Genomic DNA, 21,107 nt, shown 5'->3' on the forward strand with positions numbered 1-21,107 from the left:
CTCGTAGACCTGGACCAGGTCGCGGGCCAGCTTGCTGTCGACCTGTGCCGAGGGGTCCGAGAGGACGGTGACCACCTTGTGCTTCAGGTTCTGCATCCCGGCGTCCTGGAGCGCGTCGAGCATCCACAGGCCGCTGTAGCCGGTGTCCTCGCGCACCGTGCTGGTGATCACGAGCAGGTCCGCCGCCTCCGCAGCCGCCAGCCAGTTCTCGGCGCGCATGTTGTTGCCCGAGTCGATGATGATCAGCCGGTAGAAGCGCTCCAGCAGCTGGTGCACCTCCTTGAAGTCGTCGGCGTGGATCATGCCGGTGACGTCGGGCCGCTCGTCGGAGGCGAGCACGTCGAAGTGCGCATCGCCCTGGGAGCGGACGAACGCCCCGAGGTCGCCGATCCGCGACTGGTAGACGTCCTTGAACCGGCCGAGGTCCTCGAGCAGCTCTCGGGTGGTGTTGCGGTGGGAGCTGCGGGTGCCCCGGATGCCGAGCGTGCCGCGGGTCTCGTTGTTGTCCCACGCGACGACGCCACCGCCGCGCACGGTCCCGAAGGTGTAGCCGGCGGCCAGCACGCCGGTCGTCTTGGCCGCGCCGCCCTTGGGGTTGATGAAGACGATCGTGCGCGGGCCGTCGAAGTCGCGCTGGATCGCGGAGCGGTGGCCCTCGTACTCCAGCTCCTTGGGACCCATCTTGGGCTGCACGAGCCCGCCGCTCCAGCGACGCACCTTGCCGCGCCAACCCCACGACGCGGGGCCGTTCTCCTTCTCGCTGTCACGTCGGTCGAGGAAGTCGGTGGCCGTCATGAACCGGCGCACCTCCCCCTCGCCGTCACCCGCAGGTGCCGCTGCAGGCATAGGTGCAGGTGCAGGAGCCGGAGCCGGAGCAGGTACAACGGGAGCCGGCGGCGCCGCCTCGGGTGCCGCCGGCGTCGGGGCCGGCGTCGCGACCGGGACCGGCGGGGTCGGGACCGGCGCAGCGCTGGGAGGGGCGAACGGAGGAGCGGCCGGAGGTGGGCCGGTCGGCCTGGTGCCCGCGCCCGGAGCCGGCGGCGGCGCGAAGGGAGCCGGGCTCGGCGGCGCCTGCGTCACCGGCGGGGCCGGGTGCTCGGGCGAGGCCGCGGGCTGACCGGGCAGCGGATCGGTGAGCGGGTCGCTCAACGGGTCCGGTCGCCGCGGCGGGGCCGGCGTTGCCGGCGTGGCCAGCCGCTCGCCGTAGGCGTGAAGCTCCTCGGGGGTGTAGAGCCGGTCGCTGGTGTCGGACACCTCGCGCTCGTCACTGGCGTACGCGGGGTCGTGGGGGTGCTGAGTCATGACATTCCTTGTCGTCCGAGCCCGGGGCAACGGGTGCGGCGTCGGGCATGCGCCTGCGCGAAGTCTGTCCAGGCGCGGACGACTCAAACCCCAGCCCAGGAAGGCCGGTCAGGACCAGCCTCAGGACTCCAGACCGGCGAGTGCGACCTCGATCGTGCGGTGGAAGGTCGGGTAGGCGAAGTGCATGGTGCGCAGCGTGGAGATCGGGATCTCGGCGTGGACGGCCGCGGCGAGCAACCCGAGCACCTCTCCCCCCGCTGGCGACACCGAGGAGGCACCCACCAGGACCCCGCGCTCGGCGTCGGCGACCAGCTTGATGATGCCCTCGTTGCCGACCTGGTGGATCCAGCCGCGGCTCGACTCGGGGATGTCGGCCACGCTCACCACGACCTGCAGACCGGCGTCGCGTGCCTGCTTCTCCGACATCCCGACCGATCCGACCTCGGGGTCGGTGAAGGTCACCCGGCTGACCGCGCGGTAGTCGGCCCAGGGCCCGTCCTCGCCGAGGATGTCGCGCACGGCGACCGCGCCCTGATACATCGACACGTGGGTGAAGGCACCCTTGCCGGTCGCGTCCCCCACCGCCCAGAGTCGCTCGCCTGCGCGCATCCGCTCGTCGGTCTCGATGACCTTGAGGTCGTCGGCCAGACCCACGGTCTCCAGCCCGATGCCGGTCAGCAACGTCCGGCGACCGGCCGCGACGAGCAGCTGGTCGGCGCTGACGACCTCGTCGCCCAGGTCGACGTGGAAGCGCCCGTCGTGGCTGACGTCGCCGATCTTCACGCCGGTGCGGATCGTGACGCCCTCGCCCTCGAGCACCCCGTGGATGACCTCACTGCTCTCGGGCTCCTCGGGGCCGAGGATCCGGTCGGCGACCTCGAGGAGCGTGACCTGGACGCCGTAGCGCGCGAAGGCCTGCGTGAGCTCGCAGCCGATCGGGCCACCGCCGATGACCACCAGGCTGTCCGGCAGCTCGGTGACCTTCACGACCTCACGGTTCGTCCAGTACGGCGTGTCGGCCAGGCCGTCGATGGGCAACGTGGCCGGCATCGTGCCGGCGTTGAGGATCACCCCGCGGCGCGCGACCAGCTCGTGCGTCGCTCCGTCGGCACCATCGACCAGGACCCGGCCGGGGCCGTCGAGGCGACCACGGCCGCGGACGATCTCGACGCCCGCCTCGACGAGCCGCTCCGCGTGGGAGTCGTCGTTCCAGTGGTTGGTGGCCTGCTTGTCGATACGCCGCGCGACCAGGCTCCAGTCCGGGATCACCTCGGTCGGTCCACCCAGGAGCGGCGCGCGTCGCGCCTCCGCCAGCGTGTCCGCGGCGCGGATCATGATCTTGGAGGGGATGCACCCGTAGAACGGGCACTCCCCACCCACCAGGCCCTGCTCCACCCCGACGACCCGCAGGCCGGCCTCGGCCAGCTTCTGTGCGGCGTACTCGCCGCCCGGTCCCAGCCCGATCACGACGACGTCAACGTCCTTGGCGCTCATGGGCTCAGCCTCGCACGCCGGCCAAGGGCCGGACAGGGCCGCGATCAGTCAGGGGAGTGCTGCTTGGCGCGGGCGAAGGCGAAGAGCCCGTAGGCGACGATGCCGAGCGCGACCAGGGTCAGGAGGACCGGCCCGAAAGGCTGTTGGAGGATCTCGTGGAGCGCCTGGTCGAGGCCACCGGACTTCTGGGCCTCGTGCGTGGCGGCGGCGTAGACGAACAGCGCCCCGATGACGCCGATGGAGGCGCCCTTCGCGGCGTATCCGGCCTTGCCGAGCCACTTGAAGGCAGACCCCGTGTTGCCGCTGGTGTCCTTGCCGTCGATCTTCTCCATGAACGACTCGGTCCACGCGATCCACACCAGGCGCCCGCCGTAGGCGATGATCCCCAGCCCCACGGCGCCGACGAGCAGCTGACCACCGGGCAGGTCCATCGCCTTGGCCGTCATCGTGTCGGACCCGCCGCCGCCGGAGGAGCCGGAGCCGAGGGCGACCTTGAGGGCGCTGATGCCGACCGCGACGTAGAGGACGGCCTTGAAACCGGCGACGACGCCGGCCTTGAGACGGTCGGAGGAGTCCTCGTGTCGGCGGCCGAGGAAGCCGTCCTCGAGGCGCCACAGCGCGAGCAGGAACATCCCGATCGCGACCACCCACACCGAGAAGCCGCCCATCGGCGTGGTGGACAGCTCCTGGATCGCCCCGCTGCTGGAGGCGGACCCGGAGCTGTCGCCGAAGGCGAGCTGGAGGGCCAACCACCCGACGAGGAGGTGGACGACGCCGTAGGCGATCAGTCCGATGCGTCCGGCGGTGTCCACCGCGTCCTGGCTGTCGACCGAGTTCATCGGTCGATCATGTCATCAACTCAGGCAGGCGCGGTCTTGGAGCGCTGGATCGCTCCGAGGATGCCGTTGACGAAGGGCGGGGAGTCATCGGTGGAGAGGTCGCGCACCAGCGCCATCGCCTCGGACACGGCGACGGTGTCGGGCACGTCGTCGGCGTGCAGCAGCTCCCAGACGCCGATGCGCAGCACGTTGCGGTCGACGGCGGGCATCCGGTCGAGGGTCCACCCCTCGGCGAAGGACGCGAGCAGCCCGTCGATCTCGACCTGGTGCTCCACCACGCCCCGCACCAGCGTCACGGTGTAGGCGTTGTTGGGCGCCTCACCGTCGGTGATCAGCCGGTCGAGGGCGTCGTTGGGCGACTCCCCCCGCATCTCGGAGGCGTAGAGGACGTCGAGCGCGCGCTTGCGGGCCTTGGAGCGAGCACCCATCAGGACTTGACGCGGCCCAGGTAGGAGGAGTCGCGGGTGTCGACCTTGACCTTCTCACCCTGGTTGATGAAGAGCGGGACCTGGATCTCGTGGCCCGTCTCCAGCGTCGCGGGCTTGGTGCGGCCGGTGGCGCTGTCACCGGCGAGGCCGGGCTCGGTGAAGGTGATGACCAGCTCGACGGAGGCAGGGAGCTCGACGAAGAGCACCCGCCCCTCGTTGGTCGCGACGATCGCGTCCTGGTTCTCGAGGAGGAAGTTGGCGCCGTCACCGAGAACCTCGGGGCTGACCTCGGTCTGCTCGTAGGAGCCGGTGTCCATGAAGACGAACGACGTGCCGTCGTTGTAGAGGTACTGCATGGTGCGTCGGTCGACCGTGGCGGTGTCGACCTTCGTGCCGGCGTTGAAAGTCCTGTCGACGTTCTTGCCGGACTCGACGTTGCGGAGCTTGGTCCGCACGAAGGCCGGTCCCTTGCCGGGCTTGACGTGCTGGAAGTCCACGACAGCCCACAGCTGACCGTCGATGTTGAGAACCATGCCGTTCTTGAGGTCGTTGGTCGATGCCATGCGCGCGATTCAGCCTTCGTGTCTGAGGAGGTCCAGCGTCACCCGGTACGTCGCGGGCAACAGCGCACGAGTCTAGCCGCGCCCGCCTCCCCCGCCGAATGCGCCACCACCCGGCGGCTGGTCAGGCGGCCAGCTCCCAGACGACCTGCACCGTGACCCCGAGATCGGCCCGCCCGGCGCTGACCGGCAGGGGGGCGGAGTCGGCCGAGGAACCGAAGACCGCGGCCGTGTCGTAAGCCAGTTGACGCTCGTCGATGGCGCTGAGCGACGTCGCCTCGACCTCACGCAGCGTCATCACCGCTCCGAGCTCCTGACCGGTCGCCTCGGCGTACTCCTGCGCTTTGAGGGTGGCCTCCTCGACCGCGAGGCGGCGGGCCTTGCCGAGAGCGGCCTCGGGATCACCGATCTTGAGCGCGATGTCGCCGACCCGGGCGGCGTTGCCACCGGCGTCGATCGCGGCGCTGACCGCGCCGCCGGCCGAGCGCAGCTTGCGGACGAGCACCGCTGCCCGCTGGGTCACCCGGTAGCCGGTGAGCACGGGAGGTGAGTAGCGCGGGTAGTCGTAGACGGGGTACATCTCCAGCCCGGTGGTCTGCACGTCCTTGCGTTCCACCCCCTCCGCCTCGAGGGCCGCCAGCACCCGCGTCATCGTGCGGCTCGCGGCATCGAGCGCCTCGTCGAGCTCTGGCCGCTTCATCCGGACGGACAGGTCGAAGGTGACCTGGTCGGGCACGGCGGTCGCCTCTCCCGCACCGGACATGGTCAGGGTGCGTGGACCGGCGTCGGTGCCCTCGGCCGTCGGGGTCGGGGTGACTGCCTGGGCGGTCGGTGTGCCACCGGACCCGCCGAGCAGGTAGGCGACGACGAGGGCCAGCACCGCGAGTGCTGCCACCAGGAGCCCGGTCGTGCTCAGGGCGATGGTCTTGTCAGCGGTCGTGTCCACGGGATCCTCCGAGCGTCGGTTGCGCGCTTGGACGCCGGGGCGCGGGGCAGGGTTCCGACCAGGTGGTCCAGACCTCCGGTCCGGACCGTGGTGGCAGTCCTAGTCTCCGACTAGATGACCACCCTCCGCAGGCGTCGCTGACCTGGATCGCTCCGCTGCCCTAGAAGATTCGAGCCCCCCAACCACCCACGTCGGTCGAGCCCCGTGCTCGGCCGGCGTGGTGTGGCGTCCAGACGTCAGGCGAGGTCGCGGACCTTGCCGAGGAGCTGGAGCAGCGACGCCGCTCCGACGGCGAAGGCGACGGCGCGCCCACCCCAGAGCAGGGAGTCGACCCGTCGTCTGCGCGCCGCGCCTCCGACCGGCCACCGCGCGAGCAGGCGGTGCTCCACGACGAGGGTGAGCACGACGCCGTAGAGGGCGGGGATGACCACGAAGAACCCGACGGTGAGCCAGAGCGGCTGCAGGAGGGTGAAGTCGAGACCGTCGACGTGGACGAGCTGGTTGCCGACCGGCACCCCGGAGCCGAGTCCGACACAGACCGTGCGGAACCACTCCGGCCCGAGGAGAAGTCCTCGCACTGCCACGTAGACGACGCCACCGACGACACCGAGGACGGCTCCGAAGGCCAGCAGGTTGAGGGAACCGGACACCGTGAAACGGCCCATGACGAAGCCGTCGTCGCTGAGACGTCCGGTTGCCTCCGGGCTGAGGCGGGCCAGCACGAGCATCGCCAGACGTCCGACGACCCCGCCGACCAACGCTCCCACGACGGCACCCACGAGCGGGACGGCTGCGAGGCGCAGGACGAGGGACCTTCCGGAGGTCATGCTGGAGTCTGGCAGAACCTCTCGAGCGCGAGGCGGTAACCCTCGATCCCGTGCCCGGCGATCACCTCGACCGCGTGGGGGGTGACGACGGAGGTGTGGCGGAAGACCTCGGGGCGCTGGGCGGGGTCGGAGATGTGCACCTCGACCAGGGGCGCGGTCAGCTGCGCGCACGCGTCGAAGATCGCCCAGGAGTAGTGGGTCCACGCGGCGGCGTTGAGGACGACCGGGGTGTGGTCGTCAGCAGCAGCGTTGAGCCAGTCGAGGAGCTCGCCCTCGTGGTTGGTCTGCCGGACCTCGACCGCCAGGCCCAGCTCGGCGCCCCAGGTGACGCAGAGGTGGGCGAGCTCGGCATGGGTGGTCGTGCCGTAGACCTCCGGCTGACGGCGGCCGAGCCGGCCGAGGTTGGGGCCGTTGAGGACCAGGACCTTGCGGGCAGTGGTCACCGGGGGCCGCCGGTGATGACGTCGTAGGCCGCGCGGAGGTCGTGGTCGGAGGGACCGGCCAGGATGCTCGGCCGGGCCAGGTCGTCGAGGACGACGAAGCGCAGCTGGGAGCCGCGGGCCTTCTTGTCGACCCGCATGGCGGCGTGGAGCTCGTCGAAGTCGGCGCCGGTGTAGGTCGTGGGCAGGCCCACCCGCGCGAAGGCGGTGTGGTGCCGCGCGACGACCTCGGGGTCGAGGCGTCCGACCCGCCCGGCCAGCTCGGCGACGAACACGCAGCCGATCGCGACGGCCTCGCCGTGGCGGATGGCGTAGTCCTCGGCCCGCTCGATCGCGTGCGCCAGCGTGTGGCCGTAGTTGAGGGCCTCGCGTCCGGGGTGACCGTCGGCTCCCCCGGTCTCCCTGAGGTCGTCGACCACGACGTCGATCTTGACCTGGATCGCGCGCTCGACGAGCTCGCGCAGCACCGCCGAGCCCGGGGTGAGGGCGTCCGGGTCGGTCGTCTCGACCAGTCGCAGGATCTCGGGGTCGGCGATGAAGCCGCACTTGACGACCTCGCCCAGCCCGGCCACCAGCTCGTCGCGCGGCAGCGTCTCGAGCAGCGCCAGGTCGCACAGCACGCCAGCCGGCTCGTGGAAGGCACCGACGAGGTTCTTGCCGGCGCCGGTGTTGATGCCGGTCTTGCCGCCGACGGCGGCATCGACCATCGCGAGCAGCGTCGTGGGCACGTGGACGACCCGCACGCCACGCAGCCAGCTGGCCGCGACGAAGCCCCCGAGGTCCGTGGTGGCGCCGCCCCCGAAGGTGACGACGGCGTCGGAGCGCGTGAAGCCGGCGGCCCCCAGGGCCTCCCAGCAGTCGTTGGCCACCGCGGCGGTCTTGGTGGCCTCGCCGTCGGGCAGCCCGAGGGCGAGCACGTCGTAGTCGGCCCGCAGCGCGTCGACCACCGGCTGCGCGATCTCGCCGAGCGGGCCGGCGTAGAGGAAGGCGATCCGCTGCACCGAGCTGCCGAGCATCCCCGCGAGACGGTCGGTGACGCCCGCGCCGACCACGACGTCGTACGGCGAGGCGCCGCCGACGTGGAGCACGCTGGGGGCGATCACGGCTGGGCCACCTGCTCGAGGGCCTGGCGCACCTCGTCGGCGATCTCCGCCGGGGTGCGTCCGTCGGTGTCGACGGTGATGTCGGCGAGCGACTCGTAGACCGGGGCCCGCTCGTCGAGCACGGCCTTGATGCGGGCGCGGACGTTGCCGAGCAGCAGCGGGCGGCCGGTGCCGAGGCCGACCCGCTTGACCGCCTCGGCGAGACCGACGCGGAGGAACACCACGCGATGACCGACCAGCAGCGCCTGGGTGTCAGGGTCGAGGACGGCTCCCCCACCGAGCGACAGCACCCCGTCGTGGCTGGCGAGGGCGTCGGCGACCGCGGCCTTCTCCAGGACGCGGAAGTGCTCCTCCCCGGAGTCGACGAAGATGTCGGAGATCGAGCGACCCTCGATGCGCTCCACGTCGTTGTCGGTGTCGCGCGCGAGGACGCCGAGCGACTCGGCGAGGAGAGCGCCGACGGTGGACTTGCCGGCACCCATGGGGCCGACGATCACGGCGAGCGTCATCGGTACCTCAGGTTGGCGAGGTAGCTCTCGGCGTTGCGCTTGGTCTCCTGCACGGAGTCGCCGCCGAACTTCTCGACGACGGCATCGGCCAGGACGAGCGCGACCATCGCCTCGGCGACGATCCCGGCGGCCGGCACGGCACACACGTCGGAGCGCTGGTGGTGCGCCACGGCGGCCTCGCCGGTGCTGACGTCGACGGTGCGCAGCGCGCGCGGGACGGTGGCGATCGGCTTCATCGCGGCCCGCACCCGCAGCACCTCACCGGTGGTCATCCCGCCCTCGGTGCCGCCGGAGCGGCCCGACGTGCGGCGGATGCCGTCCTCGGTCGGGACGATCTCGTCGTGGGCCAGCGAGCCGGGCGTCGCGGCGAGCGCGAAGCCGTCGCCGACCTCGACGCCCTTGATGGCCTGGATGCCCATGAGGGCACCGGCCAGGCGCGAGTCGAGCCGGCGGTCCCAGTGGACGTGGGACCCGAGGCCCGGCGGGAGTCCGTGGACGACGACCTCGACGACACCGCCGAGGGTGTCGCCGTCCTTGTGGGCCTGGTCGATCGCGGCCACCATCGCGGCGGAGGTCTCGGGGTCGAGACACCGGACCTCGTCGTCGTCGAGGCGCTGGACGTCGTCGGCCTCGGGCCACAGCCCGTCGGGGGCACGCACGCCACCGAGCTCGATGACGTGGGAGACGATGCGGGCGCCCACGGCCTGCTCGAGGAAGTTGCTGGCCACGCGACCCAGCGCCACCCGGGCGGCGGTCTCGCGGGCCGAGGCGCGTTCGTGGTTCGGGCGGGTGTCGGCGAAGTCGTACTTCTGCATGCCCGCCAGGTCGGCGTGGCCCGGACGCGGCCGGGTCAGGGGGGCGTTGCGCGCGAGGGCCGCGAGCTCGTCGACGTCGACCGGGTCGGCCGCCATGACGCGCTCCCACTTGGGCCACTCGGTGTTGCCCACCTGCAGCGCGACCGGGCCGCCCTGGGTGAGCCCGTGCCGGACGCCACCGGTGATGGTGACCTCGTCCCGCTCGAACTTCATCCGGGCGCCGCGGCCGTAGCCGAGACGTCGACGGGCCAGGGAGTCGCCGATGTCCTCGGTGGTCACCCGCACGTGAGCGGGCAGCCCTTCGAGGATCGCGACCAGGGACGGGCCGTGGGACTCGCCCGCAGTGAGCCAACGCAACATGGGGTCAGTCTTTCATTGACCCCCACGGACGCCACGCCGGTCATCCCCCGACGAGACTGCCGCCGAAGACCGCGTCCAGCACCGGGGCTCCCACGACGATCCCCATGAGCGCCCCGACCAGCATGAACGGGCCGAACGGGAAGGCCCGGCGTTCCACGATCCGCAGCAGCGACAGCAGGCCTCCGCCGACCCCGCCGAGCAGGAAGCCGGCGTAGAGGCCCACGAGCAGCTCGCCCCAGCCGAGGTGGCCCAGCGCGATGCCGAGCACGCCCGCGAGCCGCACGTCGCCGTAGCCCAGCCCGCGCGGGTGGATGAACCACAGCACGAAGAACGACCCGCCGTAGACCACCCAGCCCCACCCGGCCCGGACCAGGTCGTCGACGTCACCGCTCAGGGCCGCGGCGACGACGACCAGCGCCACCACCAGGACGTACGACGGCGCGACGATGCGCGTGGGCAGCAGCATCGTGCGCCAGTCGATGACCGCCAGCGCGACGCCGACGGGCACCAGCGGGAGGAGGACGAGCAGCGACCACGTCGGCCCGACCGCGGCGCCGACGAGGGCCCCGGCGAGCGCCGACGCGACCGAGGCCTTCCACGCGAGGCCGGGGAGCGCGGCGATCGCCGCGTAGGTCTCCTTGGGAGGGGTGTCGGGATCGGGCACCGGCTCCGGCACCCGGTCGATCAGGCGCGGGACGAACAGCGCGGCGAGGCCACACAGCACGAGGCCGAGCAGCAGCCCGGCCGGGTCCTCGCTCACGCGGGGCGCCGCTCGGCCAGCACGGCCTCACCGGCGGCCCGCATCACGGCGAGCGGTGCCGCCAGGCCGGTGAAGATCTCGAACTGCACGGCGGCCTGGTGCACCAGCAGGTCGAGCCCACCGACCAGCACCCGACCGTCAGCATGCACGCTGGCCGCCAGCGGCGTGGGCCACGGGTCGTAGAGCACCTCGAAGACCACCGGGACCTCCGCGCACCGGGCGACCAGCGCGTCGGTCTGGGCAGCGGCCGGGACCGTGCTGACCAGCACGTCGCCGGTGGGCACGTCGTCCAACGAGCCCACGTGGACGGTCGGCGCGGACGGGTGCCGCGCGATCGCGTCCACGGTCTCGCGGGCCCGCTCGGGCGCGCGCGCGAGCAGGGTGACCGTGGTGGCCCCGAGGTCGCAGAGCGCCAGCCCCGTTGACGCTGCCGTGGCACCCGCGCCGAGGATGCTCGCCGAGCGGACGGGCCCGTCGTACCTCTCACGGACGGCGGCGGCCGCACCGGGGAGGTCGGTGTTGTCGGCCCGGACCTGCCCGTCCACCAGCAGCAGGGTGTTGGCGGCGCCGACCAGCGCGGCGCGCGCTGAGACCTCGTCGGCCAGCGGCATCGCCTCGCGCTTCAGCGGCATCGTCAGCGAGAGTCCTCGCCACGTGCCGTCGGTGGTCGCGAGGAGGTCACCCAGGCCGCCCGAGGCGACCCGGACCGCGTCGTAGGTCCAGTCGAGCCCGACCGCTGCATAGCCGGCGCGGTGCAGCACTGGTGAGAGCGAGTGCGCGATCGGATCGCCCAGGACCGCGCACCTCATCAGCAGCGGTCGGACTGGGTGGCGCAGTAGTCGCGCAGCTCGTCCTTGAAGGACAGGAACTCGTCATAGCTCTCGGTGAACTTGGTCTCCCCCGTCTCGAGGTTGACCGTCACGTAGAAGAGCCAGTTGCCGTCGGCGGGGTTGCTGGCCGCCTGGATGGCGGCGTCCCCGGGGGCCTCGATCGGACCAGGAGGCAGGCCCGCGTTGGCGTAGGTGTTGTAGGGCGAGTCGACCTCGAGGTCGTCGAGCGTCGGGATGGCCACGAGCTCGCGACCCAGGGCGTAGTTGACGGTCGCGTCGATCTGGAGGCGGCCGATCGTGGGTCCGGTGACGTCGTCGAGCCGGTTGTAGATGACGCGGGAGATCTTGGGCATGTCGTCGCCACGGCCCTCCGCCTCGACCAGGCTGGCGACGGTCATCAGCTCGTGCGGCGACAGGTCGAGGGCCGCCGCTGCGTCCTCGAGACCGGCGTCGTCGGCCGCCTGCTTCCAGCGGTCGACCATGGCGGTCAGCATCGAGGTCGGCGTCTCGTTGGGTCCGAAGCCGTAGGTCGAGGGGAAGAGGTAGCCCTCGGCGTTGCCGTCGGCATAGGACGGGAGGCCCAGCGGTCCCGGGTCGTCGAGGACCTTCTGGAAGTCGCGGCGCTTGAAGTCGGTCTTGTCGACGAGGATGTCGAGGATGTCGACCACCCGCAGCCCCTCGGGGAACGTGATCGCGTTGGAGATGATGTTGGCGGGGTCGACCAGCACCCGGAGCGCGTCCTCGGCCGACATCTCCTTCTTCAGGGCATAGAAGCCGACCTGGATCCCACCCGCCCGCGGCTCGCCGTTGGCGGCGGCCACGAAGGCGTCGACCGAGGCGACGACGCCCTGGTCCTTGAGGTTGCGACCGATGTCGGTGGAGGTGTCTCCCGGCTCGACCTCGAAGTTGACCTTGCCGCGCCCGGGGCCGGCGAAGTCCTCGGCCTCGCTGAACTGGTCCCTGATGACCTCGACGCCCTTGGTCACCCCGACATAGAGCAGGCCGCCGAGGACGGCGAGCACGATCAGGACCGGTAGGCAGCCCCGGCCGCGACGCTTGCGACGGCGTGAGCCGCCAGCCACCGTCCCGGGGATGACGCTGCCCTCGTGGGCCTCGTCGTGCGGGTCTGCGTGGTCGTCCAGCACCGGCTCCGGCGTTGGGTCACTCATGGGTCTCCTCCACGATCTCACCCGGCGCCATCCCGGTGGCGCGTTCGGTATCCAGTGCGTGCTGCAGGATCAGTACGGCGGCAGCCTGGTCGACGACGGCTCTGCGCTTGACGCCCTTCTTGCCACGGTCGCGCAGCATAGCCTCCGCCGACACAGTGGTCAGTCGCTCGTCGACCAGCCGCACGGGCACGGGCGCGACCCGGCGCGCCAGGGCACCCGCGAAGAGGCGGACCTTCTCGGCCGCGGGACCCTCCCGCCCCGACAGCGACCGGGGCAGCCCGACGACCACCTCGACGGCCTCCTCCTCGGCCAGGATGGCCTGCAGGCGACGCAGGTCTCCCTTGCCCCGTCGCACGGTCTCGACGGGGGTGGCGAGGTAGCCCGTGGGGTCGCTGCGAGCCACCCCGATCCGGGCATCCCCCGGGTCGATGCCGAGCCGTACGCCGTGGCGCATCAGGCGCGGGCCACCTCGGCCAGGACCTGGGCGAGGGCCTCGTCGATGCGGGAGGCGTCGGTGCCTCCACCCTGCGCGACGTCGTCCTTGCCACCGCCCTTGCCGCCCAGGAGCGCGCCGACGGCGCGGACCAGGTCGTTGGCCGAGAGCCCTCGCGAGCGCGCCTCGTCGTTGAGCGCGGCCACGACGGCGACCTTGCCCTCGACGCCACCGATGATCACCACGACGCCGGGCTCGGAGGGGCTCATCCGGCTGCGGACGTCGAGCGCGAGCGTGCGCACGTCACCGCCGCTGGCGCCGTCGGCGCGCTGGGCGACGACGTGGACGTCGCCGACCCGGGTGGCGGACGAGGCGAGCTGACCGGCACCCGCGAGCAGCTGGGCGACCCGGCCCTTCTCGATCTCCTTCTCGGCCTGGCGCAGGCGCTCGACGAGGTCGCCGACCCGGCCGACGAGGTCGTCGGGCTGGGTCTTCAGCAAGCCGGTCAGCTGACCCACGACGTCACGCTCGCGGGCGAGGTAGGCGAAGCCCTCGACGCCCGTGAAGGCCTCGATGCGACGGTTGCCGGAGCCGACCGAGGCCTCGCCGGTGACGACGATCGTGCCGATCTGCGAGGAGTGCGACACGTGCGTGCCACCGCACAGCTCGCGCGACCAGGGGCCGCCGATCTCGACGACCCGCACCTTGGAGTTGTCGTAGGTCTCACCGAAGAGCGCGATCGCGCCCCACTCCTTGGCCTGCTCGAGCGTCATGTAGTCCGCACCGACGGCCAGGTCGGCCCGCAGCGCGTTGTTGGAGACCTGCTCGATGTCGCGGACCTGCTCGGGGCTCAGGCCGGTCGTCCAGCCGAAGTCGAGGCGCAGGTAGCCCGGGCGGTTGTAGGAGCCGGACTGCAGCGCGCGGGGTCCCAGCACCTCGCGCAGCGCGGCGTGCACGACGTGGGTGCCGGAGTGGGCCTGGCGGGCGCCGATGCGCCACTCCGGGTCCACCCGGGCGTGCAGCAACGCCTTCGCGCCACCGGCGCCGAGCTCGCCGTCGACGACCCGCACCTGGTGGACCACCAGACCCTTGATGGGTCGCTGGACGTCGAGCACCTCGAGCTGACCACCGTCGAAGTCGATCACGCCGGCATCGGCGACCTGGCCACCGGACTCGGCGTAGAACGGGGTGCGGTCGAGCACCAGCTCGCCGATCTCGCCCGGCGCCAGGGTGGCCACGGCGATGCCCTCCCGCAGCAGGGCGAGCGGTCGGGACTCGGTCTGGAGGGTCTCGTAGGCCAGCCACTCGGTCGGGCCGAAGTCGTCGAGGATCCCGCGGTAGACACCGGTGTCGCTGTGGGAGCCCTTCTTGGCGCGCGCGTCGGCCTTGGCGCGCTCGCGCTGCTCGACCATGAGCGCGCGGAAGCCGGCCTCGTCCACCGTCAGCCCGGCCTCGGAGGCCATCTCGAGGGTCAGGTCGATCGGGAAGCCGAAGGTGTCGTGGAGAGCGAAGGCGCGGTCCCCGGGGAGGACCGTGGACCCGCCGGAGCGCACCTCACCGGCGGCCTGGTCGAAGATCTGGGTGCCGGCCTGGAGCGTCTTGCGGAAGGCGTCCTCCTCGGCGAAGGCGACCTGGGAGATGCGCGGCCAGTCGGAGACGAGGTTGTCGTAGGTCTCCCCCATCCGGTCGCGGGAGACCGGCATCAGCTCCGGGAGCACCCGGTCCTCGCACCCGAGCAGGCGCATGGAGCGGACCGCCCGACGCAGCAGGCGACGCAGGACGTAGCCGCGGCCGTCGTTGCCCGGGGTCACCCCGTCACCGATCAGCATCATCGAGGACCGGACGTGGTCGGCGACCACGCGGAACCGCACGTCGTCCTGCGCGTCGTCGCCGTAGCGCTTGCCGGTGAGCTCCTCGGCCTTGGCGATCACCGGGTAGACGACGTCGATCTCGTACATGTTCTGCTTGCCCTGGAGCAGCAGGGCCACCCGGTCCAGGCCCATGCCGGTGTCGATGTTCTTCTTCGGCAGCGAGCCGGAGATGTCGAAGTCCTCCTTGGAGCGCACCGCGGAGAGCTCGTCCTGCATGAAGACGAGGTTCCAGATCTCCAGGAGCCGGTCCTCGAGCTCGAACGGCATGTCCGGCCCGAGCGTGGCCACGTCGAAGTCAGGGCCCCACTCGGGGCCGCGGTCGTAGAGGATCTCCGAGCACGGACCACCCGGGCCCGGGACGCCCATCGACCAGTAGTTCTCCTTGTTGCCGAGCTGGACGATGCGCTCGCGCGGCAGACCAGTGGCCTTCATCCAGTAGCCGATGGCCTCGTCGTCGCCGACCAGGACCGAGGGGTAGAGCCGGGACTCGTCGAGCCCGTAGCCACCATCCTCGACGGGCTTGGTGAGCAGCTCCCAGGCCAGCTCGATCGCGCCCTCCTTGAAGTAGTCGCCGAAGGAGAAGTTGCCGCACATCTCGAAGAACGTGCCGTGGCGCGTGGTCTTGCCGACATCCTCGATGTCGGGTGTCCGCACGCACTTCTGGATGCTGGTCGCCCGGGTGTAGGGCGGCGTCTCCTGGCCCAGGAAGAAGGGCTTGAACGGCACCATGCCGGCCGGCACGAAGAGCAGGTTGGGGTCGTCGGCGAGCAGCGACGCCGACGGCACCACGGTGTGTCCGGCGGCCTCGAAGTGGGCCACGAACCGTCGGCGGATCTCCGCGGTGTCCATCAGCTGGTGCCTTCCTTGTCTTCGGTGAGTACGTCGTCGGTGTCGGCGCTCGTGAGCGCTCGTGCCCCATGAGGCCCGAGCCCGGTGCGCTGCCGCAAGTCGGTTTCGGCATCGGCCTTGCCCTGGGCCACCTCGTCGCGGAACAACCGGGCGCCCACGACGGCGGCACCGACACGGTCACGGAGGCCGTCGACGCTGAGGGCTTCGGCGGCGCGGCGACCTCGGACCATGGCATAGACCCCGGCCCCGGCCCCGGCGACGAACCAGAGGCCGCGGCTCATGCGGCGGAGCCCTCGTCCAGAGTGCCGGCGCGCTGCCGTGCCTCCCAGTCGCGGCGAGCGCCGCGCAGGTCGGAGCGCCGCTGCTTGCGGGCCCGCTTGACCTCGCGCCTCATCTCGAAGCGGATCCGGTTGCGGGTCTCGGGAGCCAGCGCCCGCCGCAGTCCGGCTGCCAACGAGGCCGCCTGCACGACGCTCTCGCGCAGCACGAGGTCGGCGAAGAGCGGCCCGTCGATGCGGGTCGCAGGGAGCCGGTCGGACACGACGTCGTCGGCGCCGATGCGGGTGATCACGTAGTCGCGGTCCTCGACCGAGGCCGTCGTGGCGACAGGAGCGGCGATCCGGCGCTCGAGGGCGTCGAGCCGCTCACGCAGGGCGGTGGCCTCGGCACGCGCGGCGGCCCGGTCGGCCGCGGCACGCCGTCGGCCACGCACCACCGTCACCAGGAGGGCGACGGTGAGGGTGAGCAGCGCGAGCAGCGCGACCACCACGGTCCACGCCTGCACGGTCCACTCCTCGTTCACAGTGCCCGACCCTATCGTGGCGCTAAGAGCCGCGGATCAGCCGTCGGATGCGCTCCCAACGCTCCTTGACCTGGGCTTCGGCACCGAGGCTCGTGGGCCGGTAGTAGTCGCGGTCCAGCACCACGTCGGGGGCGTACTGCTGCTCGGCGACGCCGTAGGGCTCGTCGTGGCTGTACTTGTACGTCGCACCGTGCCCGAGCTTCGTGGCTCCCGAGTAGTGCGCGTCGCGCAGGTGCGAGGGGACGGGCCCGATCGTGCCGGCGCGGACGTCGGCGGTGGCGGCGGACAGCGCCAGGGTCACGGCGTTGGACTTGGGCGCCACGGCGAGCGCGATCGTGGCGTGGGCGAGGTTGAAGCTCGCCTCAGGCATCCCGATCAGCTGCACGGCCTGCGCAGCCGCGACCGCCGTGGTGAGCGCGGTCGGGTCGGCCAGGCCGATGTCCTCGCTGGCCAGGATCACCAGGCGCCGGGCGATGAAGCGTGGGTCCTCGCCGGCCTCCATCATCCGGGCGAGGTAGTGCATGGCGGCGTCGGCGTCGGAGCCCCGGATCGACTTGATGAAGGCGCTGGTCACGTCGTAGTGCTGGTCGCCCTGGCGGTCGTAGCGGACCGCGGCCTGGTCCACGGCGGTCTCGGCGACCGACAGGTCGACGACGTCGCTCCCCCGCGCCACGGCGGCACCTGTCGCGGCCTCCAGGTAGGTCAGGGACCGGCGAGCATCGCCCCCGGCGAGGCGGACCAGGTGGTCGAGCGCCTCGGGCTCGACGGTGAAGCGGCCGCCCAGGCCCCGCTCGTCGGTGAGTGCGTCGTCGAGCACCCGTCGCACGTCGTCGTCGGTGAGCGACTCCAGGCGCAGGAGCAGGCTGCGGGAGAGCAACGGGGAGATGACCGAGAAGAACGGGTTCTCGGTCGTCGCGGCGACCAGGGTCACCCAGCGGTTCTCGACCCCGGGCAGCAGGGCGTCCTGCTGGGCCTTGCTGAAGCGGTGCACCTCGTCGACGAAGAGCACCGTCTCGCGCCCGGCGTTGACCAGCTCGGAGCGTGCACCGTCGATCGCGGCGCGGACCTCCTTGACCCCGGCGGACACGGCCGAGACCTCGACGAAGCGCCGGTCGGTCTGCTGGCTCAGGATCGCGGCGATCGTCGTCTTGCCGGTGCCGGGCGGACCCCACAGCAGCAGGGACATCGACTGGTCGCCCTCGATCAGCTGACGCAGCGGCGACCCCGGCGCCCGCAGCTGAGCCTGGCCGACGAGCTCCTCGAGCGTGCGCGGGCGCATCCGCACCGCGAGCGGTGCGGAGGAGTGCGTGTTGCCCGCCAGGGAGCCGGCGCCCGCGCGGGACGTCGGCTTCCCCGGTGTGTCGACCGGTGTGTCGAACAGGCCGTCAGGCTCGTCCAAACGTCTTCGCATCCAAGTCGTACCAGGTGTCGTCGTAGCCCGGCTTGTTGGCGATCTGCGAGCTCGGCGTGGCACCGGGGTCGGGGCTGCCGGTGTCGTCGGTGCCGATGAGGCGCGCGGTGATGGGCTTGTCCGGGTGCTGGTTGATCGGCCCCGGGAAGTGGCAGGCGACCTTGTGACGCTTGCCGATCTGCAGGAGCGGCGGCTCGTGCTTGGCGCAGATCTCCTGGGCGATGGGGCAGCGGGTGCGGAAGCGGCAGCCCGACGGGGGGTTGATGGGGCTGGGGACGTCGCCCTCGAGCCGGATCCGCTCACGCCGGCCGCCGATGGCGGCCTGCTTGACGTCCGGGACCGCGGAGAGCAGAGCCTGCGTGTAGGGGTGGTGGGCGTTGGCGTAGATGCTGTCCCGGTCACCGATCTCGACGATCTTGCCGAGGTACATCACCGCCACCTCGGGGCAGAAGTGACGCACGACGGCGAGGTCGTGGGCGATGAAGAGGAACGCGACGTCGAACTCCTTCTGGATGTCCTGGAGCAGGTTGATGACCTGCGCCTGGATGGACACGTCCAGGGCGGAGACGGGCTCGTCGGCCACGAGGAGCTTGGGGTTGAGCGTCAGGGCACGGGCGATGCCGATGCGTTGGCGCTGGCCACCGGAGAACTCGTTGGGATAGCGGTTGTAGTGCTCGGGGTTGAGCCCGACGATCTCGAGGAGCTCCTGCACCCGCGGCAGGATCTTGTCCTTGGACACGACCTTGTGGACCTCGAGGGGCGCACCGATGATCGAGCCGACCGTGTGGCGCGGGTTGAGCGAGGTGTAGGGGTCCTGGAAGATCATCTGGACCTCGCGCCGCAGGGGCTTGAGCTCCTTGTTCTTCATCTTCGCCATGTCGCGGTCCTCGAAGAGGATGCGACCACCGGTGGGCTCGTAGAGCCGGGTGATCAGACGACCGGTCGTCGACTTGCCGCACCCGGACTCCCCGACCAGGCCCAAGGAGCCGCCGCGCGGGACCTGGAACGAGACACCGTCCACGGCCTGCACGTCGCCGACCTTGCGGCGGATCAGCCCACCGGCCTTGACCGGGAAGTACATCTTGAGGTTGTCGACCTCCAGCACGGAGCCGCGGGAGAGATCGAGCTGCGCAGCCGTGTGGGCCTGCGCGGCGAGCTCGTCGAAGCTGGCGACCAGGGGCTTGAGCTGAGGCTCGGCCTCGCCCGGGTGCCCCTCGGGGGTGAGGTCGTCGGTCGTGGTGTCCTGCTCGGCCATCAGTTGTCCTCCACCAGCTCGGGCGCGATCTCGACGAGGACTTCCCTACGGAAGATCTCGGCGGGATCGGCCAGGTGGCATCGCTTGAGGTGGTGGGGGCCGCGCCCCCCGGGCAGCAGCTCGGGCAGCGTCGTCGCACACAGGGCGCCGGGCACCTTGTCGACGTGGGCGCACCGCGGGTGGAACGAGCAGCCGCTCGGCGGCGACAGCAGGCTCGGCGGGTTGCCCGGGATCGGGATCAGGCGCGCGTCGGTGTCGGCCGTGACATCGGGGATGCTGGAGAGCAGACCCCACGTGTAGGGCATCTCCGGCGCGATCAGGATCTCCTTGCAGGGGCCGTACTCGACCGCGCGGCCGGCGTACATCACCAGGACGTCGTCGGCCATCTCGGCGATGACGCCGAGGTCGTGGGTGATGATGATGACCGCTGAGTTGAACTCGCGCTGGAGGTCCTGGAGCAGGTCGAGGATCTGCGCCTGCACCGTCACGTCGAGGGCCGTCGTGGGCTCGTCGGCGATCAGCAGCGACGGGTCGTTGATCAGGCCCATCGCGATCATGGCGCGTTGGCGCATGCCGCCGGAGAACTGGTGTGGGAAGTCGTCCACCCGCTTGTCGGGCTGCGGGATGCCGACCCGGTCGAGCATCTCGATCGACTTGCGACGGGCATCGCGCTTGGACGCCGAGGAGTGGTGGACCTGGTAGGCCTCACCGAGCTGGGCGCCGACCCGGTAGAAGGGGTGCAGAGCGGCGAGCGCGTCCTGGAAGATCATCGAGACCGAGTTGCCGCGCAGCTTGCGCATGCCGGGCTCGTTGAGCCCGACGACCTCCTGGCCACCGATCTTGATCGATCCGGTGATCGTGGAGCGTTGCGGGTCGTGCAGGCCGAGGACGGCCATCGACGACACGGACTTGCCCGAGCCGGACTCGCCCACGATGCCGAGGGTCTGGCCCAGGCCGACACGGTAGCTGAGGTCCTTGACGGCACGCACGGGCCCGTCGGGGGTGGGGAACTCGACGTTGAGGTCCTCGACGACGAGGAACGCGTCGGGATCGCCGTCGCCGATGCTCGACGACGGCATGCTGTGGGTGGTCACGAAAGCCTCACTCGCGGGTCGAGCACGCTGTAGATGACGTCGACGATCAGGTTGCTGATGACGATGATGATGGCGCCGAAGAGGGCCGTGGCGGAGACGACCGGGAGGTCGAAGCTCTGGACGGCTTGGAGCCCCCAGCGTCCGATGCCCTGGATCTCGAAGATCCGCTCGGTGAAGATCGTCCCGGCGAGCAGCACGCCGAGGTCGATGCCGAAGACGGTCACGACGGGCACGAGCGCGCTGCGCAGGCCGTGGCGGTAGACGACGGTGCTCGGCGCCAGGCCCTTGGCCTTGGCGGTGCGGATGTAGTCCTCGCTCAGCGTCTCGACCATGGCACCACGGGTGTAGCGCGTGTATTGGGTGCAGCCGAAGATGCCCAGGCACAACCACGGGAGGAGCAGTCCGGCGAACCACTTGGCGGGGTTGTCGGTGATGGGCGTGTAGCCGCTGTCACCGAGGATCGGCACCTGCCAGATGAGGGTGAAGTAGAGCCATGCCAGGAGGGCGAAGAGGTAGTAGGGCACCGAGCTGATGACGAGGAACGAGCTCACGAGGAGCTTGTCACCGAGCGTGCCGCGTCTTCGCGCGGCGGCGACGCCGATGGGGACGCCGAGCAGGAGGTAGAGGACAGCACCGCCGGCCGCCACCGAGATGGTGGCCGGGATCCGGTCGATGAGCTCCTCCCAGACCAGGTTGAAGGTCCGGTGGGAGTAGCCCAGGCAGGGGGCGTCGCAGTCGATCTGGGTCTTGCCGATCTCCATCTGGCGCCCGGTGAAGATCCCCTTGGCGTAGGCGCCGTACTCGGAGACGATCCCGTTGTTGTAGCCCATCTGCTCCTCGAAGTTCTCGAGGCGATCAGGCGTGCACCGGTTGCCCGTCTGCTGGTTGCAGATCGGTCGGGCCGGGTCCTCGGGACCGAACCAGAACAGGGCGAAGACAGCCATCGACACCAAGATGACGACGACCACGCCGGAGATCAGGCGCTTGATGATGTAGGCGAACATCGCTGC

At 71.2% G+C, this 21,107-nt stretch carries 22 protein-coding genes; all 22 read right to left on the reverse strand.

Annotated elements, in window-relative coordinates; all coding sequences use genetic code 11:
* On the reverse strand, positions 1-1,302 hold a 1,302-nt coding region (locus tag RMN98_RS07630), incomplete at its 3' end, for a hypothetical protein (protein WP_309648211.1).
* 120 nt (positions 1,303-1,422) lie between these two features.
* Entirely contained in the window at positions 1,423-2,796 is a 1,374-nt protein-coding gene (locus tag RMN98_RS07635) for an NAD(P)/FAD-dependent oxidoreductase (protein WP_309648212.1), read from the reverse strand.
* Positions 2,797-2,840: 44 nt separating this feature from the next.
* On the reverse strand, positions 2,841-3,635 hold the full coding sequence (locus RMN98_RS07640; RefSeq protein WP_309648213.1) for a DUF1206 domain-containing protein: 795 nt from the start codon (positions 3,633-3,635) through the stop codon (positions 2,841-2,843).
* A 20-nt stretch (positions 3,636-3,655) separates the two neighbouring features.
* Entirely contained in the window at positions 3,656-4,063 is a 408-nt protein-coding gene (nusB, locus tag RMN98_RS07645) for a transcription antitermination factor NusB (protein ID WP_309648214.1), read from the reverse strand.
* Complete coding sequence (gene efp / locus RMN98_RS07650; RefSeq protein WP_309648215.1) at positions 4,063-4,626, reverse strand: elongation factor P; 564 nt, start codon at positions 4,624-4,626, stop codon at positions 4,063-4,065. The genes nusB and efp overlap by 1 nt, the downstream gene beginning before the upstream one ends.
* Before the next feature lie 121 nt (positions 4,627-4,747).
* A complete protein-coding gene (locus tag RMN98_RS07655) occupies positions 4,748-5,569 on the reverse strand; it encodes an SIMPL domain-containing protein (RefSeq protein WP_309648216.1) in 822 nt (273 codons plus the stop codon).
* A gap of 236 nt (positions 5,570-5,805) precedes the next feature.
* On the reverse strand, positions 5,806-6,396 hold the full coding sequence (locus tag RMN98_RS07660) for a hypothetical protein (RefSeq protein WP_309648217.1): 591 nt from the start codon (positions 6,394-6,396) through the stop codon (positions 5,806-5,808).
* Entirely contained in the window at positions 6,393-6,839 is a 447-nt protein-coding gene (locus RMN98_RS07665) for a type II 3-dehydroquinate dehydratase (protein WP_309648218.1), read from the reverse strand. Before RMN98_RS07665 ends, RMN98_RS07660 begins: the two co-directional genes overlap by 4 nt.
* Positions 6,836-7,936 carry a 3-dehydroquinate synthase gene (gene aroB / locus RMN98_RS07670; protein WP_397209106.1) on the reverse strand — a complete coding sequence of 367 codons (1,101 nt, stop codon included), beginning with the start codon at positions 7,934-7,936 and terminating at the stop codon, positions 6,836-6,838. Before aroB ends, RMN98_RS07665 begins: the two co-directional genes overlap by 4 nt.
* A complete protein-coding gene (locus RMN98_RS07675) occupies positions 7,936-8,448 on the reverse strand; it encodes a shikimate kinase (protein WP_309648220.1) in 513 nt (170 codons plus the stop codon). Before RMN98_RS07675 ends, aroB begins: the two co-directional genes overlap by 1 nt.
* Positions 8,445-9,623: a chorismate synthase gene (gene aroC, locus RMN98_RS07680; protein ID WP_309648221.1), complete on the reverse strand. Its 1,179-nt coding sequence runs from the start codon at positions 9,621-9,623 to the stop codon at positions 8,445-8,447. Before aroC ends, RMN98_RS07675 begins: the two co-directional genes overlap by 4 nt.
* A gap of 40 nt (positions 9,624-9,663) precedes the next feature.
* The gene (locus RMN98_RS07685; protein ID WP_309648222.1) at positions 9,664-10,383 is read right to left on the reverse strand and encodes an A24 family peptidase; all 720 of its coding nucleotides are present in this window, start codon (positions 10,381-10,383) and stop codon (positions 9,664-9,666) included.
* The gene (locus tag RMN98_RS07690) at positions 10,380-11,192 is read right to left on the reverse strand and encodes a shikimate dehydrogenase (protein ID WP_309648223.1); all 813 of its coding nucleotides are present in this window, start codon (positions 11,190-11,192) and stop codon (positions 10,380-10,382) included. Before RMN98_RS07690 ends, RMN98_RS07685 begins: the two co-directional genes overlap by 4 nt.
* Positions 11,192-12,382 carry an endolytic transglycosylase MltG gene (gene mltG, locus RMN98_RS07695; protein WP_309648224.1) on the reverse strand — a complete coding sequence of 397 codons (1,191 nt, stop codon included), beginning with the start codon at positions 12,380-12,382 and terminating at the stop codon, positions 11,192-11,194. The genes RMN98_RS07690 and mltG overlap by 1 nt, the downstream gene beginning before the upstream one ends.
* The gene (ruvX, locus tag RMN98_RS07700; protein ID WP_309648225.1) at positions 12,375-12,836 is read right to left on the reverse strand and encodes a Holliday junction resolvase RuvX; all 462 of its coding nucleotides are present in this window, start codon (positions 12,834-12,836) and stop codon (positions 12,375-12,377) included. Before ruvX ends, mltG begins: the two co-directional genes overlap by 8 nt.
* Complete coding sequence (gene alaS, locus RMN98_RS07705; RefSeq protein WP_309648226.1) at positions 12,836-15,535, reverse strand: alanine--tRNA ligase; 2,700 nt, start codon at positions 15,533-15,535, stop codon at positions 12,836-12,838. Before alaS ends, ruvX begins: the two co-directional genes overlap by 1 nt.
* Positions 15,535-15,816, reverse strand: a complete 282-nt coding sequence (locus tag RMN98_RS07710; RefSeq protein ID WP_309648227.1) for a DUF6167 family protein — start codon at positions 15,814-15,816, stop codon at positions 15,535-15,537. Before RMN98_RS07710 ends, alaS begins: the two co-directional genes overlap by 1 nt.
* Positions 15,813-16,337: a hypothetical protein gene (locus tag RMN98_RS07715; protein WP_309648228.1), complete on the reverse strand. Its 525-nt coding sequence runs from the start codon at positions 16,335-16,337 to the stop codon at positions 15,813-15,815. Before RMN98_RS07715 ends, RMN98_RS07710 begins: the two co-directional genes overlap by 4 nt.
* 22 nt (positions 16,338-16,359) lie before the next feature.
* Complete coding sequence (locus RMN98_RS07720; RefSeq protein ID WP_309648229.1) at positions 16,360-17,748, reverse strand: replication-associated recombination protein A; 1,389 nt, start codon at positions 17,746-17,748, stop codon at positions 16,360-16,362.
* Positions 17,723-18,829, reverse strand: coding sequence for an ABC transporter ATP-binding protein (locus tag RMN98_RS07725; protein WP_397209108.1), 1,107 nt, complete (start codon positions 18,827-18,829; stop codon positions 17,723-17,725). The genes RMN98_RS07720 and RMN98_RS07725 overlap by 26 nt, the downstream gene beginning before the upstream one ends.
* Positions 18,830-19,002: 173 nt before the next feature.
* Entirely contained in the window at positions 19,003-20,082 is a 1,080-nt protein-coding gene (locus RMN98_RS07730) for an ABC transporter ATP-binding protein (RefSeq protein ID WP_309648239.1), read from the reverse strand.
* 11 nt (positions 20,083-20,093) lie between these two features.
* Entirely contained in the window at positions 20,094-21,101 is a 1,008-nt protein-coding gene (locus RMN98_RS07735) for an ABC transporter permease (RefSeq protein ID WP_309648231.1), read from the reverse strand.
* Positions 21,102-21,107: the final 6 nt, after the last annotated feature.

Origin of the sequence: Nocardioides sp., from assembly GCF_031397825.1 — a bacterium.
In the GTDB taxonomy this organism is placed as follows: Bacteria; Actinomycetota; Actinomycetes; order Propionibacteriales; family Nocardioidaceae; genus Nocardioides.

What these genes read in the sequence shown, in the direction of transcription:
- RMN98_RS07635 (WP_309648212.1), bottom strand. Translation starts at nt 2,796, where the DNA reads ATGAGCGCCAAGGACGTTGACGTCGTCGTGATCGGGCTGGGACCGGGC.
- RMN98_RS07640 (WP_309648213.1), bottom strand. Translation starts at nt 3,635, where the DNA reads ATGAACTCGGTCGACAGCCAGGACGCGGTGGACACCGCCGGACGCATC.
- nusB (WP_309648214.1), bottom strand. Translation starts at nt 4,063, where the DNA reads ATGGGTGCTCGCTCCAAGGCCCGCAAGCGCGCGCTCGACGTCCTCTAC.
- efp (WP_309648215.1), bottom strand. Translation starts at nt 4,626, where the DNA reads ATGGCATCGACCAACGACCTCAAGAACGGCATGGTTCTCAACATCGAC.
- RMN98_RS07660 (WP_309648217.1), bottom strand. Translation starts at nt 6,396, where the DNA reads ATGACCTCCGGAAGGTCCCTCGTCCTGCGCCTCGCAGCCGTCCCGCTC.
- RMN98_RS07675 (WP_309648220.1), bottom strand. Translation starts at nt 8,448, where the DNA reads ATGACGCTCGCCGTGATCGTCGGCCCCATGGGTGCCGGCAAGTCCACC.
- aroC (WP_309648221.1), bottom strand. Translation starts at nt 9,623, where the DNA reads ATGTTGCGTTGGCTCACTGCGGGCGAGTCCCACGGCCCGTCCCTGGTC.
- RMN98_RS07690 (WP_309648223.1), bottom strand. Translation starts at nt 11,192, where the DNA reads ATGAGGTGCGCGGTCCTGGGCGATCCGATCGCGCACTCGCTCTCACCA.
- mltG (WP_309648224.1), bottom strand. Translation starts at nt 12,382, where the DNA reads ATGAGTGACCCAACGCCGGAGCCGGTGCTGGACGACCACGCAGACCCG.
- ruvX (WP_309648225.1), bottom strand. Translation starts at nt 12,836, where the DNA reads ATGCGCCACGGCGTACGGCTCGGCATCGACCCGGGGGATGCCCGGATC.
- alaS (WP_309648226.1), bottom strand. Translation starts at nt 15,535, where the DNA reads ATGGACACCGCGGAGATCCGCCGACGGTTCGTGGCCCACTTCGAGGCC.
- RMN98_RS07710 (WP_309648227.1), bottom strand. Translation starts at nt 15,816, where the DNA reads ATGAGCCGCGGCCTCTGGTTCGTCGCCGGGGCCGGGGCCGGGGTCTAT.
- RMN98_RS07720 (WP_309648229.1), bottom strand. Translation starts at nt 17,748, where the DNA reads ATGCGAAGACGTTTGGACGAGCCTGACGGCCTGTTCGACACACCGGTC.
- RMN98_RS07725 (WP_397209108.1), bottom strand. Translation starts at nt 18,829, where the DNA reads ATGTACTTCCCGGTCAAGGCCGGTGGGCTGATCCGCCGCAAGGTCGGC.
- RMN98_RS07730 (WP_309648239.1), bottom strand. Translation starts at nt 20,082, where the DNA reads ATGCCGTCGTCGAGCATCGGCGACGGCGATCCCGACGCGTTCCTCGTC.
- RMN98_RS07735 (WP_309648231.1), bottom strand. Translation starts at nt 21,101, where the DNA reads ATGTTCGCCTACATCATCAAGCGCCTGATCTCCGGCGTGGTCGTCGTC.